Genomic DNA, 16,431 nt, shown 5'->3' with positions numbered 1-16,431 from the left:
TATATTTGCTCAAAGATGGACGCCTGTGGTAAAGTATAATAGTGTTAAAAAATACCGTGGTGTGAGGTCTTATCATGGGAGTATGGAATAAGGCAAGAAGTTGGGCTTCTTCTCGTTATGAGAAGGCAAAACTATCAATTCTGCTTCATAGGCAGAAACAAGAAATGAAAAGTAAAATATCGAAAGCTACGTTAACGTATAATAAAAAGTCTAAAAACTATAAATTGCGCATTGGTATTACGGTAGGCTCGTTAGCTGTTCTGGCAGGCGTTTCCTACGCAGGTCATGAATATGTGGATTCGAACATGAATACCGTATACCATGTGTACGCATCAGATCAATATCTTGGCGCTGTCAGCCAGGAAGAGCTGGTGGAAGATCGAATTATCGATATTAAACATCAATATTACGCGGATTTTCCAGACGTCCGCCTCGATTTTGGCGAGGATGACATCAGATTCGAGAGTGAAAGGGCTTTCATGGCCAAGGGCGAGGATGAGAAGGTTTTGGCTCAGCTGGACCAGCTCATCGAACCGAAAGCGATGGGTGCACAGCTGATTGTCAACGGGGAATTGGTTGGTGTTTTAAAGAATGAGAAGGAAGTCCAGAAAGTACTGAATGAGATCAAGCTGAAATATACGCCGCAAACCACCAAAAGTGCCAATACGGTTTCGGTTCTGTCCGCGAATGATTCTTCGCTTGCTGTAGGCAAGACGGAGTCGAATCTGGAGAAGGTCGAATTCGTGGAGCCTGTCGAAGTAGAGAGTGTGGACTACACCCTAGACCAGTTTAAACAGCAGCAGGCCAACTTTGATCAGGTCGATGAGGTCGTGGAGAAACTGATTACCGGTGATATCGAGCCGATCAAATATGTGGTGCAGGAAGGAGATTGTGTTTCTTGTATCGCATCTAAATTCGATATATCCAAGCAAGTCATCTATAAGAACAATCCTTGGATCACGAACGACATGATTAAAGTTGGAGAAGAGCTGGACTTAACCGTGCTTCAGCCGGAGCTGTCGGTTCGAACGGTAGAGACCGTTCAGGAGGTTCAGGAGATTCAGTACAAGACAGAATACCAGTATGACAACGAGATGAAGCTGGGGCAAAGCAAAGTGCTTCAGAAGGGCCAGGAGGGCAAGAAGCTGGTGACCTTCAGACTTACATCCGTCAATGGCAACTTGATGTCTGAGGAGCTTGTGAAGGAAGAAGTGATCGTCGATTCGGTTCCGGCCATTGTCGTTCAAGGAACGAAGGTGATCAAGGGCGAGGGTACAGGAAACTTCGAGTGGCCCGTAAGTGGAGCAACGCTGACAAGCAGTTACGGCATGCGCTGGGGCAGCATGCATAAAGGCATTGATCTAGTATCGGACGATCGCACGATTATGGCGGCCGATAACGGGGAAGTCATCTTTGCCGGTACCAAGTCCGGATACGGTAATGCGATTATCATTGATCATCACAACGGGTACCAAACGCTGTACGGTCACTTAAGCAAGATCAGTGTTTCAGTAGGAACGAAGGTCGAACAAGGCGACGCGATTGGCGTGATGGGGAACACCGGTAATTCAACAGGAACACACCTTCACTTCGAAATTATTGTGGATGGGGAACATACCAATCCTCTTAAATATTTGGACTAATAAAAATATCATAAGAGACACGATTTATAAACCGTAAGGGACAGGCTGACAAATGTTTCAGTCTGTCTCTTTTTGTGTATGAATATGATAGAATAGGGTTATATCTGTATGAATTTATCATTTCATTATAACTTCCGCATGAACGCGGTTTCCCGCTGTAACCTGTGAATCGGGAGGTGCTGCCGTGTACGGCAAAATATTGGTGGTAGACGATGAAACGCCTATCGCAGAAATACTAAAGTTTAATTTGGAGAAGGAAGGCTATCAGGTCATCTGTGCGTTTGATGGACAGGAAGCGATTGATTTGGCTTTTTCGGAACAACCGGATTTAATCCTGCTGGATCTGATGCTGCCTGTGAAGGATGGAATGGATGTATGCCGCGAGATACGTTCGCGCCTCCATACGCCGATCATTATGCTGACGGCAAAGGATACAGAGCTGGATAAGGTGCTGGGGTTGGAAATGGGTGCGGATGATTACGTCACGAAGCCTTTTGGAACGAGAGAGCTGCTTGCCAGGGTAAAGGCGCATCTCAGAAGACAGGGACGTCACCAGCAGGCGGAGCAGGAGGGAACAGGCGGCAGCAGCCAAACCTTGAAGTATATGAATTTATCGATCGATTCCGATATGTATGTCGTGTATAAAGAAGGCGATCCGCTGGATTTAACCCACAGGGAATTCGAGCTGCTGCATTATTTGATTAAAAATTGCGGCCGTGTCATGACACGAGAGCATCTGCTGCAGCAGGTGTGGGGTTATGAATATTTAGGTGACGTCCGCACGGTGGACGTGACGATCCGCCGCTTAAGAGAGAAGATCGAGGATGATCCCAGCAAGCCGGAATACATCCTGACGAGGAGAGGCCTCGGATACATGATGGCTGTGCGCAAAGGATGAAAAGACTCCGCTTTTACCAGTCGATTCAGATCAAACTGATTATTATTTATGTCCTGCTGATCCTGATCGCGATGCAGCTGATCGGGGTTTATTTTGTCCGGACGATGGAGAACTCCTTTCGCAATAATTTTTCTGAGGATTTGAACAGTAAGGCGAGTCTGCTCGCGGAGTATGTTCGGCCGTATTTATCGACGAGACCGGAGAATAAGGATGAAGACGGTCCTGCCGCAGGTGAAAGCAGCCTGTCGGATGTGGTCAACAACTTCAATCAAATTATCGGCGCTGAAATACAAGTCATTGATATGAATGGGATGATCCTCAGCTCCACGATGTACGGTGGAGATATCGGTCAGAAAAATACCGATCCGCTCATCAGCCGTGCGCTGCAGGGCATCAAGAATCAGGAGCGGGAAGTGATCGATGCCTTCAATGTGCGTAAAAGTGCACTCGCGCTTCCCGTCAAGGAAGGCAGCAAGACGATTGGAGCCGTCTATATTTTAGCCTCGATGGAGGAATTGCTGGGGACGATCGACAGCATTAATCAGATCTTCCTCGCCGGAACGATTATTGCACTGGCTCTCACAGCGATCCTCGGCATCATATTATCGAATACGATTACGGCACCGATTAAAGTCATTACCCGCAGGGCAACGGCGATGGCCGAAGGGGACTTCAATCAGAAGGTGCAGGTCATCGGCAATGATGAAATCGGACAGCTTGGGCATGCCTTCAACTATATGACACAGCGGTTGAAGGAGGCTCTATCCTCCATCGAAGAAGAGAAGGATAAGCTGGCCTCGATCTTAAGCAATATGAGGGACGGGGTCGTGGCGGCAGATGAAGCCGGACGCATCATTCTCATGAATCGCCGCGCGCTGCAGATGCTGCAGACAAGCGAGCTGCAAGTGTCCGGGAAGGATGTCGGGGAAGTGCTCAAGCTGCCCGAAGGATCGTCAGATTTGAGCGAGGGGTATACTGCGCACACAGCGCTGATGGATATTGTTCGTGACGAGCTTCCTGAACCGCTCAAAGTTCGGCTTACCTTTACGCCGATTAAGCGGCGCCATGGAGGGATTGCAGGTACGATCATTGTGCTGCAGGATGTGACGGAGCAGGAGAAGCTCGAGCAGTCCAGGCGGGAGTTTGTCGCCAACGTATCCCATGAGCTGAGAACGCCGCTCACGACGATTAAAAGCTATTTGGAAGCCCTTGATGAAGGGGCAATGCACGATCCGGAGCTGGCTTCGAAGTTTATTGGCGTCACCCGCAATGAGACGGAGCGCATGATTCGTCTTGTCAGCGATCTGCTGCATTTGTCGCGTTTTGACTCTAAGCAGGCCATTCTGCACAGGGAGCCGACAGATATTCGCGAAATGCTGGAGGTTGTGTCGGACCGGTTCTCGTTCCAGCTGCTTCAGAAGCATATTACGATTGAACTGGATACCGCATCCGATCTCCCCTTAGGCGATTTGGACTCGGATGCGATAGATCAGGTGCTGGATAATCTGGTTTCGAATGCAATCAAGTATACGCCAGACGGCGGAAGCATTAGGTTAAGCGCAAGGCTGAAAGAGGATCATTGGATCGAGGTTCAGATTGCGGACACGGGTCAAGGGATCCCGAAGAAGGACTTGGAGCGCATATTTGAACGGTTCTACCGTGTAGATAAGGCACGTTCCCGAAATATGGGGGGCACAGGTCTAGGATTGTCGATTGCCCGGGAAATAGTGAGAGCCCACGGCGGAAACATCCGCATTGATTCGGAAATGAACAAGGGAACGACGGTGACCTTTACTCTGCCCGCTGAGGAGAAGGAAGTGAGTTCCATTGCTTGAGAAGGTGAAGTCACTTCTACTAGCACTGCTCATCGCTGTCAGTCTGTGGCAAACGTATATGCTGGCATACAGTAAGCCGGAGCTTGAACGAATAGATCAGAACGCTTTCGTCGACACGGAGCTTGAAGGGACGAAGCTTGAGGTTACCGACCTCCTGTTTCCGAAGGAGATCATTATTCATTTGGGCGATGATCGGCATACGGTGCTGTATCCAGAAGAGGAGTTTTACAAAAAGATTTATGAGGAAAAAATCGTGCAGCGTACCTTTGACGGCTTTAGGCCGCTCAACTGGTACAGCAGGGATTGGGACGAGCTGAGGAAGACGACACGCGGGATCGAAATCCGGTTCCAAGACGCGATCCCGATCAGTACGCTGCAAAATATTTTGCAGCTGCGCGGGGATATTTTGTTCACGGAAGGCTCGATCAATCGGATATGGATCATGAAGGAAAATGAAGAAGAGGTCGCAGCCTATTTTTTCACCGAACAAGGTTTGACGGTCTATGAAGCAGGCCGGGCCGATCTGCAGCCTACCGATGTGGAGCAGTATGTCGGCTTTGGCGAATATTTAAGCACACAGAACAATTATACGAGTACGGACGGGACGTATTATTTGCCGAGTCAGCAGCTGCAAACGGTCAAAGTGCGCTTCGACTACAGCTTATATACACCGGAGCAGTGGAAGAACAGCTTATTCGTCGACCCGAGTATCAGCCGCAATTTCGCCGAAAAGGACGGTACCGAAATCTATACCGATGGCAAAAGGGGTTTGCAGGTCAATCATCTGGAGCAGTGGATGAGCTATTCCGATCCGGTGGCGCCGGTGCAGGAATGGACCGATGTCAGCAGCAATCTGTTCAGTGCGGTACAGTTCGTGAATCAGCATGGCGGCTGGAATGGCTCGTACATGCTTGAGAAGTATCCGGATGCATGGGATCAGCGATTCCGTTTCATTCAATATTATGACGGTTATCCACTGATCTCCGGGACGGTAAGGCCATTCGGCTCGATCTACGTGACGCTGCAGAAGTCGGTCATCTCCAACTATGAGCGTTCGCTTATTCAGCTGGGAGAAGAGACGATGCGGGAAGAGGCTGTACTGCCCGGCGGGGAAGAGCTGCAGGCGATCGTCAGCGGCAAGGAAGAAGAGCTAGGCGAAAGCTTTATGTCGGTATTTCCTTCGTATCGCCCGTTTGTGACCGATAAGTACGTAGAACTGGTACCGCAATGGACGGGCCTAACCGCAAACGGTGTGTATTATGGCTTGGCAGCAGATGAATAAGGGGGACCGAAGATGGAATGGGGAAGAGCAAAGACGATACTCATCCTGGCCTTTTTAGGATTAAATCTGGTGCTTGGTTACCAGTTGTGGTTTATTAAAAAGGATGTCTTCGGTTCCAAGATGAACAGCTCTGAAATGACACAACAGACGCTGGAGCTGCTGGAGGACAAGGGGATTACAGTCAAACAGGATATTCCGAAGGATACCCCGAAGGCGGGAGAGATCGTTGTCCGATTTGAAAGCAAACCGGGCAAATATGGCGATGGAATGTACCGTCTTTCACTGGAGGACGCCGTTCTCTTAGAGGATTACAGTAAGGGGCTGTCGGGACAAATTGATTATCTCGAACAATACAAATGGGATCCGGTGCTGAGCAAAGAAGGCGTGAATGTACTGAACCAGCTGTACAATGAACTGCCGCTGTTTGAAGTCAATTTAAAACTGTATTATACGGATGGAATTGTTTATGCGTATGAGCAGAAGTATGCCAAGGCACTGCCGAGCGATACGTCCAAGGAGCAAACGGTGCTGTCGGCATATACGGCGCTGCAGCTGCTTGCTGAGAAATATTTGCCGAATGGAACCGTGATCGAAGATATTCGGCTTGGTTATCACGGGAAAATATACAATTCGGATACACAGGTGATGGCACCGAAGTGGAGATTCTCTCTGCAGAACGGCACCGTCTACTATATGCACGCGATCAATGGGGAAGTAGAAGAAGTACAGAAGGAGTAGGAGCATGGGTCTAAGTTTTTCCGTATTGGCCAGCGGTTCTACAGGAAACGCGGCCGTCATACGCAGCAAAGATGTGATGTTAATGGTGGATGCAGGGCTTAGCGCGAAAAAATTGGAGCAGCTGCTCAGCGAACGGGAGGTGTCCGGGGAGCATCTGGACGGCATTCTCGTCACGCATGAGCATTCCGATCATATCAAAGGCTTGGGTGCCATTGCACGCAAATATAAGCTGAGCGTCTATGCGAATGAGAAGACATGGGAAGCGATGAATAAGCATGTCGGTCAGCTGGAGGATGAGCAGAAGAAAGTGATCGAGATCGGTCAGACGCTTCAGTTCGGCGAATTGACGGTAGAAAGCTATCCGCTGTCCCACGATGCGGCAGAACCGATGGGTTTCTGCTTTCGGCAGGGGGATCGCAAGGTCAGTATTGCCACCGATTTGGGATATGTCAGTGCCAAAGTAAGAGAGAAGATTTTGGATTCGGACGCGATCGTGCTGGAGTCGAACCACGACGTAGAGATGCTGCGCGTCGGCAGGTATCCTTGGAACATTAAACGCCGTATTTTAAGCGATGTCGGTCACTTGTCCAATGAGGCAGCCGGAGAAGCACTGGTACAGCTGCTGTCAGAAAACACGCGACGGGTGTACTTGGCACATTTGAGCCAAGATCACAATATGATGGATTTGGCCAAGCTGACGGTGAATACAATGTGTAAGGAACGGGGAATTCATTTGGAAAACCGCAGGGTGAAGCTGATGGATACGTATTACGACCGGCCCACCTTGTGGGATGATCTCGATTACTAAGAGCTTGCCTTAGTCGATCGTAAGCTCTTCATCGAGCCGGCTGGCCATGCAGGCGATTTCTTCCCGTGTGATCAGTTTCTTCTCGATCAGCAGATCAGACAATGCAGAGATCAACAGACTTTGCTTGTACACCAGATCCTTCAAATCAGCTAGTTGTCCGATCATATGAATTTGATCCAAATGGGACTTAACTCGGTTCATGGCTCTACACTCCTTTTTTGGGCCGCAGCGGGAGGGTCATCCTAGCTTTTGTACGCTCGGCTAGTTTCAAAGTTTCATAGAAATCATGATCTATTATTATTGTAGGCAGCGGATCCGTAAATTATTCCAACTAATAGTTCGCCGTGAGGATTGAGGTGCTTCTGGGAACAGCTTTCTTGGAATAGGGCAGGTCCAGCACAAAGGAGATGCACGGGAATGGGATTGTTCGACCGGGATGATTTTTATTCGACAAAAGTGAATCGGAGACGAGTCGGAGGCGGGGGGAATGCCGGCTCAGGATCAGTGAAATGGCTGTTTGCGGCGGCCCTCATCCTTATCATCTCCGCTGGCGGGTGGATCTGGGTTGCGGCGGATAACGGAAAGGATGCCAGCCATACGAAGCAAACAGCGATTCCCGCGATTGCGGAGACGGCTCCTCAGGACTTACTTTCGCTCAACAATCAATTTATAGACATCGCGGATCGGGTTCAGCCTGCGATCGTGACCGTGCTGAGCTATTTGACGGATCGTGCGGACGAATACTCGTTAGGATCAGGCATCATTATTGAGAAGAGCGAAGGCAAGGCGCTGCTTGTCACCAATCAGCATGTCGTTGAAGACGGCATAGAATTTGAAGTGGTGCTGCAGGATGGGGAGGTTAGGAGTGCGGAGCTTGTCGGCTCAGACTGGATGACCGATCTTGCTATTCTGGAAATTGACGGCGAAGGCATTGATCGAGTGGCAGAGCTTGGTGACAGTGACGAATTGAGAAAAGGCGAAATGGCGATCGTCATGGGCAATCCGCTGGGCCTCAACTTCTCGCAATCGATCTCTGTCGGTGTCATCAGCTCGACCCATCTGACCGTGCCCGTCGTACTCGGCGGTCAGCAGTGGGAGATGGATGTCATTCAGACCGATGCGGCCATTAACCAAGGCAACAGCGGCGGCGCGCTGCTCAATCTGCAGGGCGAGGTCGTCGGCATCAACAATATGAAGATTGCGGAGTTCGGCGTCGAGGGCTTAGGGTTTGCCATTCCGATTAACGACGCGAAGCCGATTATTGAGCAGCTGATCGAGAACGGAGAGGTGCAGCGGCCGCTCATTGGGATTACGTCGATCGAGCTGGCTTACACGGAAGAGCCGGATGCGTATGATCTGCCGGAGGATGTCGATTACGGCTTGGTCGTGGTCGATGTATCCGGCCCTGCGAAGGAAGCGGGTCTTACGGTAGATGATGTCGTCGTGGCGCTGGACGGCGTAACGGTCTATACGCAGATTGATCTGCGGCGCTACCTGTACAAGAACAAGGAGATCGGCGATACGCTGCTGATCGAGTATTACAGGGACGGGGAGCTGTATGAGACGGATCTGACGCTGGCGGAGCGGGATGAGTAGGAAATCGTGAGGCTTCCAGCGCGAGGTTGTTACGCGTGACATGACTGTGGTCAATCACATGCTTCCGAGCGTCCATTCTAATTAGCGATGGTATGATGCATGACGGGATGATGTAAATAGCGTAAATGCGAAATGGAGGAGCTGGAGACAGCTCTTTTCTTTTTGCCTGGGAAATTGATAAGATGGGTGCTAGAAGCAAGTGATGGACGTGGAAAACAGTAGGGGTCTATCGAAGGAGAGATGCATGGTGCAAATTACGATTATCGGGGTAGGCAAGCTGAAGGAGATATATTGGACGCAGGGGATCGCGGAGTATACGAAGAGGCTTGGACCGTATGCGAAAGTGCAGCTGGTCGAGGTGCCGGACGAGAAAGCACCGGAGCAATTAAGTGCAGCGGAAGAACAGCAGGTGAAGCAGAAGGAAGGCGAGCGCATTCTGTCTCATGTGAAGCCGGACAGTCACGTCATCGCCATGGCCATCGACGGCCAAGCCTTGTCGTCCGAACAGCTCGCCCAGCACTTGGATCAGCTTGCGACCTATGGCAAGAGCCAAGTCGTCTTCATCATCGGAGGATCCATCGGCTTATCCGACGATGTATTGAAGCGGGCCGATGTGAAGCTGTCCTTCGGTAAGATTACGTACCCGCATCAGCTGATCCGCTTGGTGCTCGTGGAGCAGATCTATCGGGCGTTTAAGATCAATCGGGGGGAACCGTATCATCGCTAAAGGTAAAATAGAAAGGGACTTCATCAAGTCCCGGAGGCTTTCGGTATGAGGTTCGTTGAGACTGGAGAGCACTTCAGGATCAAGCGGTGCAACGCAGTCCAGAGCTCGTGTTTCCGCTAGGCGACTGAGAAGGACGGCAGAATCCCTTTGCATGGACTCGACGGTAAAATCGAAGTGCAAGTTGATCTGGGTGATCTGCCGTCCGACCCGCCTTGGAGATTCTTTGGTGATGCGGATGCTTTCGACCATAAGCCGCAATAACGCCTTTTGTTCATCCGCGTCGATCTTCATGAGTGCGTCCTGAATCAGCTTCATCAGTTTTTGCAACGAATCGAAATCAACAGGCTTGTTGAATTGTTCGACCAGTTCTGCTTCGATGGTCTCCAGCCGTTTCTGAAGCTGTTCCTGACGAGCGTGTGTTTCCTTCAGGTCATCTTTGAATATTGCAGCCAAGTCGGGATCGTTCAGAATGTTGTCTTTCAGCTTCTGAAGCTTCCTGCTGTTGGCATTCAACTCGGCAACAAGGGCTTTCTTTTCTTCCATGACCGGAGCGTCTGCATCTGATCGCAGGGCATTGATTTTATCGACCAGTTTTCTTAGAATGTCTGGACGCGATGCTACTTTTACAAGTTCATCAAGCACCTGCTGTTCGGCTACGTCGGCTCGCATCATATTAGAGCGGCAAACGGTCTTACCCTTGTTATGGAACTGTCCACAGATATAGTATCGATATGATTTGCCTCCAGCACCTTTGGAACGGGCAGGAACCATTCCGTGACCGCAGACAGGACATCTGAGCAATCCGCTCAGAATATATGGCTGATGGGAGCGGGATGGCTTGTAGGAACGCCGACCAAGCTTCTGATGGACACTCTCCCATAATTCGGGGGCAATAAGCGATTCATGCGTCCCGTCAACAAGCAGATAATCGGGGTTCTTTCCCTTACGTCGTTTCTCAGACCAGTCTTGCAGTTGGTTATACCGTATCTTTCCGATGTAGATGGGATTGTTGAGGATCGTCTTGATCCCGCAGACGTTGAAGGGTTTATCCATCTTGGAACGATAGCCTTCTTCATTCAGACGGCGGGTGATGGCTTTGAATCCGAGTCCCTGATTGGCATAATCAAAGATTTTGCGGACGATGACGGCTTCGTACTCATTGATGACAAGTTCTTTATCGATGTTGTCGTACCCCAGCACTTTTCCTCCGTTGTACTTGCCATTTTTTGCTCTTTGAATCATCCCTGACTTTACGCGTTCTACTATACTATTTCTTTCAAACTCGGCGAAGGCACATAAAAGTTGAAAAAATGTCTTCCCAGATGTAGTACTGGTATCAAATTGTTCGTTAATACTTACAAGTTTGACATTGTTCTTCTCTGCATGCTCATTGATTTCTAAAGCATCTTTTGTATTTCGAGCAAGGCGATCAAGTCGGTAGAATAAAATAACCTCAATTTTCTTTGTCTTGATATCTTTCATCAGACGTTTCATCTGGGGGCGACCTTTTATACTTTTGCCGCTTGTTCCTTCATCAACATACTCACCTACTATTTCCATACCGTGATAATCAGCATATCGTTTCAACTCAGTGATCTGGGCCTCAATACTGTAACCCTCTTTAACTTGTTCCTCCGTACTTACACGGGCGTACAGAACAGCTTTTAGTTTGTTCATTGTTCATCTTCTCCTTTGTTTTCGTAGTTGCTAATGAAGCTGGATTGATGCTCGTTCCATGAAGTTCGCGGGAAGATAGGAAATGCATTCGGGTGCTTATCCATATCATTGATCAGAAAACGTCCTTTGACTGCCGGATGCGGTTGATTGAACAACTCCTCGGATGCTTTAAGTGACTCTAGTTCACCAATTATGCGGCCCAAGGAAGCGATGAATTGCTCTTTGTCAAGAGGGCGAGAGGATTGGAGGTCATGAATAAATCGCATCATCCCGTCCGTGAACGCCTGATAGACGATGGTACCGATATACGATAGTGGGCTTTCATCAGTTGAAAGTGGAGCGTGGTCGCTCGGTTCCCCGATAGCTATCAGCTGAAGTTCTCCCTGATAGAATTCATCTGTTAATGCTTCGAAGGGGATGCCTAAATCCTGCGTAATTTTGTAGATGAGCTGGTAAGCGGGTTTCTTGGAATCCCCGCGTTCGATAGAGATGATTGTCTGGTGACTGACACCTACACGTTCACTCATTGCCGTCGTTGTAAATGATTTGTTGGAATGAAGCTTTCCGGCTTCCTTTCTGTAGAACTTTAATCGCTCTCCCAAATCGCTCGTCTTCAAATATTCAAACTCTTCGCGAGTGAGAATCCGTCTTGGCATGGATGATCATCCTTTCTGTACAAGCAGGTTTACAGTGATTATAAACTCTGTTATGATGGTTTGCAAATATATAATTACAAATACCTAAATATAAATAATCGGAGGTTGTTATGGACTTTATCCACGATATTGGTGTTAACCTGAACGAGATTGACGATGCGTTTGAGATCGTTCACGACAAGCGAAAGAAGGAACAAGATTTTATTGATGGGCTCGCCCTGACATTAAATCGCATGTTGGATCATCCGCCAGAGGCAGAAGTCGAATCTCTAACAACTGGTCGAGAAGAATGACAACCGAGAGGGCTCAACCCTTGCCCCACAAGGCTTCAATCCCTCTAGATATTTGAGGTGAAACCATCATGTTTTTGTATAACAGACACCGGGTAACGGAGATATTGAACACAGCTCCTGTCATTCAGAACCTTCTGTCAGTCGAAACAGATGAAAACTTCATCTGTCCTTACGACAAGCTGATTATTGGAGCGGGTATCCTGCCGCAACAACCCTTCATTGATCTTGTCCGACCCGCAAGCTTCCATGCCGATGACGACGATTCCTTCTACCAGAACAAGCTTATATATGACCTGTTCAGTGTGCAGTGGTCGCCGATGAATCCGCTGGCACCAGCAACATCGATCATGCTGAACCCTTGGAAGCATCGACTCACACCGGATGCAGTGCTGGCCCTGGTTGATCTTGTGCTTGGCAACCATTATGATGCATTCATCGTGAAGAGCGATGACAAAGTCGATTGTGTGCAGTTCCTGTCGTCAGAGGAGCTCTCCAAGCGTCTCTACGTTGCCTATCAAAAGAAACCGCCGCAAGATTACCAGAGTCTCGGTCAAACCTTCCTGTATGGAAAGCGGGGATGGCAGCAAGTCAAAAACTACGATAAGGCAGAAGAACAAGGACTGGCTGATACCATATGGACACGTATCGAACGGACAAGAAGGCAGAAGGACAAGCATACAAGGAAAACATTGCTCCAGTTCTTATTCGATGAGAGGGCGGATGCCATGAAGCATATGATCGTTGTAGACACTGACAAATTCAGCGGCAAAGATAAGATCATGAGGAGAATCAAAAAGTACGGTACATTTCAGGAAGCATTCATGTCTCTCAATGCAGTTGAGAAGAGAAAGCTCAAGGCACACGAAGCGTTCAAGAAGCCGATCATTGATCTGGGTTCGACCTTCCGTACCGACCTCGATAAATGGATGTCCGGTTCCCTAAGGTTATACTTCACGTTCAAGAGTTATGCGGTGTTGAAAGCAAGCTGGAGCGGGAAAGACACGATAACTTACAGAACGGTGCGTATTGATCCGATAAATCTGAATTATACCGGAGCTTCCTTGGAACCGTATGTGGGCAAAGAGAAATACAGGTTGCGACAAAACTATCTTACCGATGTATTAAGCTGACATGTTGTACAGAGGGCCGCGAGCGAAGCGAGCGGGCCCTGTCTTTCCATCAGTGTTCGCATTGCACAACGATGCGTTAATGGGCCACAGGAAGCCAGTCAATGGCCGCAGGGGCGAAGCCTTTACCCTTGACTGAGCGGTGCGACAAGCCGACACTCTTGCTTGTCCTCAGCGTTAGCTGAGGAACGCCGTACGGCGAGTGACGGGATTGTAAAGGGTGGGAACCCTTTACGTCCTCCCTCAGGGAGCGGAGAGGGTGGTCTTTAATCGGCGAGCGAAGCGAGCCGCCTTTCCGATTGCTGATGCAGGATATGGGTAGAACTTAATCCGCATACACCACGAAACGCAATTCCTTATGATCACGCTTCAGTCCATAGCAAACATCAAGCGGCAAAGGATGGTATAGCCTTGGCTCCTGACCTCGATAGGAGTTTTGTAAGCGTAGAACGGTAACGGCAATTGCGATTGAAAGAACAACCTCCATCCGTTGTCGCACTGCAGATAAACCTCATTGTCGTTGATCGAAACATGTACAAAGAGTTCGTCCGCAGAAAAGACATAATGGGAAGGGAAGCAAAGGCCATTCTCGCTTACTGTGAGCCCCACAGAAGCTTGTTGGTTCACTCGGAAGATCTTTGTCCTGTCTGACTTATACAATCCGTCTACAGCCGATTTCACTCGTTCTGATAATGCGGACAGCAGATCGGGCAAGCTATCGATCAGCTTGACTATTGCCCGCAGAGGCATCCGCAATAAATCCACATTGATGTACAATTCCTTCATCTGGCGATCCGCAAACATTCCACCGCTGACTGCTCCGGGACTGTACATTTTGAACAGATATACCTTCCAGCCACTCAATTGCTCGATTGTTTCACGGATGAACCTGAATTTGACCCGCAGCCCGCTGAATGGAACATCCTTCGGCACCATGATTTCAAACCGTTCATTCCGGCATTCCGATTCACATACGAGCTTCCTTGAAGCGTCCGGTAATGTTATGTTTTGCAGCACAACAACTGCCGTAATCGAAACTGTCGGATGCGGATGAAGTTCGACCTTGCTTCCGTTCGTTGCAGTTGGTAACTGAAATTGTTGCTGATGGTTGTTCATGCGTATATTCCTCCAATGTGAATTTGGTGATCTAAGAAGACAGCGGCCAGCTATTACAGCAAGCCGCTGCGGATGGAACTGCGTTCAATATCCGCTGATTACGAAGTCATAAGACCCCGTTCCCTGAGACTGATGAATTGGTCCCCGCCTACAATGATATGATCGAGCACTTCGATGCCAGTCACATCCCCGGCTTCGACTAGACGAGCCGTGAGTTGAATGTCTTCTTGTGACGGTGTGCAGTCGCCGCTCGGATGGTTGTGCGAAACTACGATTGAGGCTGCGGATCGCTTGATGGCAGCTCGAAAGACTTCGCGTGGATGCACGATGGCTGCATTGAGCGAACCTTTCGAGATCGTCTCCGGTCGCCCGATGACATGGTTCTTGGTGTTCAGAAAAAGAACAACGAAGTGCTCCTGTTGCAGATACCTCATCTCTGGAATCAGCAAATCGGCTGCATCCTTGGGGGAGCGAATCACATGCGGATGACTGTAAACAGGTGCATTTAATCTCCGTGCGAGTTGCAGGGCGGCGATGATTTGGCGTGCTTTCACTCTGCCGATGCCCTTGATGGCGGTCAGTTCCTGCTCCGTGACATTCATCAGATCGGTCAGCGACGGGAAACGGGCAAAGATTTGATCCACGACATAGGAATCCGGCTTTTCGGCAAGTGCCTCGGTAAACAGCGTTTTGATTGACGACATTTCATATACATTCATGTGGTTGACCTCCATTGAAATGCAAAAAGGAGAAGCCGCGGCGGCTCCTCCTGTTGCGTGATAGATGAATTTGAATTATGATGATGACAACGTATTTTTTCTTTGTCGCTCCGTCTCTATTTGCGGGCGACTTTTTCTTTTTCTTGAGCTTCAATCTGCATTTCAATCATGACCAGCTTGACCAGCGTATGAGCGTATACCCTGCCTTCCTCAGTATCAAAGCTGGCGTTGCGATCCATCATCCGCATTGCTGCCATCAACTGGTTCCTTCTGGCTAACAAATCCTGCACGTTCTCCATGTGACTCACCTCCCTTCAATGGCATGGAAAATAACCCTCCTGTCGATACAACAGCACGGCTACCTGCATTGACCGTCCTATTCGCTTGAATGGCGACAGTTGCCGTTTCCGACGAGCTCCGCCATTCATCTGAAGATCGGCGATGCCTGAACGGTGTAAGTAATCAGAACCGTAACCTGTCCATTGCGAAGGGCGACAACGGCATGCTTCCCTGCATCCAGCTTTACAGAGTAGATGTATCCTTTTTGTTCGCAGAATCCGAGATATTCCTTCTGGCTGTTACGTTTGAATGATTCGTAAGTCATCTCTCCAGTCTCCTTTCCTCCGAAATCGTACATCCTCACGCCCCCGCCAGTCGTTTCCTGTGCCGTTGCAGTTGTTGAGGAAATTCGCGTTGAAAGTAGGCAACGGTCCAGCGAGCGGCGGTTTCTTCATCTACGCCATAGGTTCGGCGGCAGTAGGTTAGAAGAACGCGGCCAGCCATACTGAAGTGTCCATTCATAACAAGCTGCTTCAGAACGGTAGAAACATCTTCTGGCAATCCTATTTTCACAACCATGTTGTTCACCCCCTTTCAAGTGGAATAGCGGTATAAAAACAAAGCGAGCCAAGGATCGCTCCCTGACTCGCTGGAAATCAATATTTTTGCAGTACAAGATTGACGATGGCATCGACTACCGGATCGAATCTGGCTACCTTCGCCTTATTTCCTCGCAACGAGTAGCCCGAATGATAGGTACGATAAGAGTGATACGGCAGCTTATCATGGATGACTCGACATAACAGATTGAGCGGCATTCCATTCACTGAATCCAGAACCGACCCGGCAAAAGTTCGTTGCAGTCTGTCGTCATAATACGGCCCGGTAAAAAAGAGAACAACATCAGGACTAAGTAGGGCTTGCTGAACGATTAAAAAATCCAGTAACAGCAAGGGTTTGAGGCATTCTTTGTCGAATTCATATGCAAGGAAATCGTTGAAATACGATGAAAAACCGTGCACATGGAGGATGACGAT

18 protein-coding genes and 1 pseudogene are annotated in these 16,431 nt (G+C 49.0%); 10 read left to right on the top strand and 9 right to left on the bottom strand.

Annotated features, from left to right (window positions below; translation table 11 throughout):
* The first annotated feature begins 74 nt into the window (after window positions 1-74).
* The 6 genes from ACFPXP_RS13340 (at window position 75) to ACFPXP_RS13315 (ending at window position 7,204) form a co-directional block, all read left to right on the top strand.
* The gene (locus ACFPXP_RS13340; protein WP_379894761.1) at window positions 75-1,643 is read left to right on the top strand and encodes a peptidoglycan DD-metalloendopeptidase family protein; all 1,569 of its coding nucleotides are present in this window, start codon (window positions 75-77) and stop codon (window positions 1,641-1,643) included.
* A gap of 184 nt (window positions 1,644-1,827) precedes the next feature.
* Window positions 1,828-2,541, top strand: a complete 714-nt coding sequence (yycF, locus tag ACFPXP_RS13335) for a response regulator YycF (RefSeq protein ID WP_379894759.1) — start codon at window positions 1,828-1,830, stop codon at window positions 2,539-2,541.
* Window positions 2,538-4,376: a cell wall metabolism sensor histidine kinase WalK gene (gene walK, locus ACFPXP_RS13330; protein ID WP_379894757.1), complete on the top strand. Its 1,839-nt coding sequence runs from the start codon at window positions 2,538-2,540 to the stop codon at window positions 4,374-4,376. Before yycF ends, walK begins: the two co-directional genes overlap by 4 nt.
* Window positions 4,369-5,658 (top strand): YycH family regulatory protein, encoded by a 1,290-nt coding sequence (locus tag ACFPXP_RS13325; RefSeq protein ID WP_379894755.1) that lies wholly within the window; start codon window positions 4,369-4,371, stop codon window positions 5,656-5,658. Before walK ends, ACFPXP_RS13325 begins: the two co-directional genes overlap by 8 nt.
* 12 nt (window positions 5,659-5,670) lie before the next feature.
* Window positions 5,671-6,396, top strand: coding sequence for a two-component system regulatory protein YycI (gene yycI / locus ACFPXP_RS13320; protein ID WP_379894754.1), 726 nt, complete (start codon window positions 5,671-5,673; stop codon window positions 6,394-6,396).
* A gap of 4 nt (window positions 6,397-6,400) precedes the next feature.
* Entirely contained in the window at window positions 6,401-7,204 is an 804-nt protein-coding gene (locus ACFPXP_RS13315; RefSeq protein WP_379894752.1) for an MBL fold metallo-hydrolase, read from the top strand.
* A 9-nt stretch (window positions 7,205-7,213) separates the two neighbouring features.
* Here ACFPXP_RS13315 and ACFPXP_RS13310 read toward each other — a convergent pair whose 3' ends face one another.
* Window positions 7,214-7,405: a hypothetical protein gene (locus tag ACFPXP_RS13310; RefSeq protein ID WP_379894751.1), complete on the bottom strand. Its 192-nt coding sequence runs from the start codon at window positions 7,403-7,405 to the stop codon at window positions 7,214-7,216.
* Between the two features lie 216 nt (window positions 7,406-7,621).
* Between ACFPXP_RS13310 and ACFPXP_RS13305 the strand changes: the two genes are divergently transcribed.
* Both ACFPXP_RS13305 and rlmH read left to right on the top strand, forming a co-directional pair.
* On the top strand, window positions 7,622-8,800 hold the full coding sequence (locus ACFPXP_RS13305) for a S1C family serine protease (RefSeq protein ID WP_379894750.1): 1,179 nt from the start codon (window positions 7,622-7,624) through the stop codon (window positions 8,798-8,800).
* 244 nt (window positions 8,801-9,044) lie between these two features.
* Window positions 9,045-9,527 (top strand): 23S rRNA (pseudouridine(1915)-N(3))-methyltransferase RlmH, encoded by a 483-nt coding sequence (rlmH, locus tag ACFPXP_RS13300; protein ID WP_379894749.1) that lies wholly within the window; start codon window positions 9,045-9,047, stop codon window positions 9,525-9,527.
* Between the two features lie 639 nt (window positions 9,528-10,166).
* Here the strand turns inward: rlmH and ACFPXP_RS13295 are convergent.
* Both ACFPXP_RS13295 and ACFPXP_RS13290 read right to left on the bottom strand, forming a co-directional pair.
* Window positions 10,167-11,204, bottom strand: a pseudogene (locus ACFPXP_RS13295) (recombinase family protein); the annotation flags it as partial.
* The gene (locus ACFPXP_RS13290; RefSeq protein ID WP_379894748.1) at window positions 11,201-11,860 is read right to left on the bottom strand and encodes a helix-turn-helix transcriptional regulator; all 660 of its coding nucleotides are present in this window, start codon (window positions 11,858-11,860) and stop codon (window positions 11,201-11,203) included. The gene ACFPXP_RS13290 and the pseudogene ACFPXP_RS13295, both read right to left, overlap by 4 nt.
* Window positions 11,861-11,970: 110 nt before the next feature.
* Here ACFPXP_RS13290 and ACFPXP_RS13285 point away from each other — a divergent pair, with 110 nt between their 5' ends.
* On the top strand, window positions 11,971-12,153 hold the full coding sequence (locus ACFPXP_RS13285) for a hypothetical protein (protein ID WP_379894747.1): 183 nt from the start codon (window positions 11,971-11,973) through the stop codon (window positions 12,151-12,153).
* Window positions 12,154-12,221: 68 nt separating this feature from the next.
* The gene (locus ACFPXP_RS13280; protein ID WP_379894746.1) at window positions 12,222-13,283 is read left to right on the top strand and encodes a hypothetical protein; all 1,062 of its coding nucleotides are present in this window, start codon (window positions 12,222-12,224) and stop codon (window positions 13,281-13,283) included.
* A gap of 366 nt (window positions 13,284-13,649) precedes the next feature.
* On the opposite strand, the gene ACFPXP_RS13275 is transcribed toward ACFPXP_RS13280, so the two are convergent.
* The 6 genes from ACFPXP_RS13275 to ACFPXP_RS13250 all read right to left on the bottom strand — a co-directional run.
* A complete protein-coding gene (locus ACFPXP_RS13275) occupies window positions 13,650-14,396 on the bottom strand; it encodes a hypothetical protein (RefSeq protein WP_379894745.1) in 747 nt (248 codons plus the stop codon).
* Between the two features lie 98 nt (window positions 14,397-14,494).
* Window positions 14,495-15,100 (bottom strand): RadC family protein, encoded by a 606-nt coding sequence (radC, locus tag ACFPXP_RS13270; protein WP_379894744.1) that lies wholly within the window; start codon window positions 15,098-15,100, stop codon window positions 14,495-14,497.
* A gap of 131 nt (window positions 15,101-15,231) precedes the next feature.
* Window positions 15,232-15,414, bottom strand: a complete 183-nt coding sequence (locus tag ACFPXP_RS13265) for a hypothetical protein (protein ID WP_110841793.1) — start codon at window positions 15,412-15,414, stop codon at window positions 15,232-15,234.
* A gap of 125 nt (window positions 15,415-15,539) precedes the next feature.
* On the bottom strand, window positions 15,540-15,752 hold the full coding sequence (locus tag ACFPXP_RS13260) for a hypothetical protein (protein ID WP_379894743.1): 213 nt from the start codon (window positions 15,750-15,752) through the stop codon (window positions 15,540-15,542).
* A 2-nt stretch (window positions 15,753-15,754) separates the two neighbouring features.
* Entirely contained in the window at window positions 15,755-15,973 is a 219-nt protein-coding gene (locus tag ACFPXP_RS13255; protein ID WP_379894742.1) for a hypothetical protein, read from the bottom strand.
* A 77-nt stretch (window positions 15,974-16,050) separates the two neighbouring features.
* The coding region (locus ACFPXP_RS13250; RefSeq protein ID WP_379894741.1) for a hypothetical protein at window positions 16,051-16,431 on the bottom strand (381 nt) is incomplete at its 5' end.

It is taken from the genome of Marinicrinis lubricantis (assembly GCF_042658665.1).
GTDB lineage: Bacteria > Bacillota > Bacilli > Paenibacillales > KCTC-33676 > Marinicrinis > Marinicrinis lubricantis.
The sequence above is the reverse complement of the archived record's forward strand: the minus strand, read 5'-3'. Positions and strand labels throughout refer to the sequence as shown.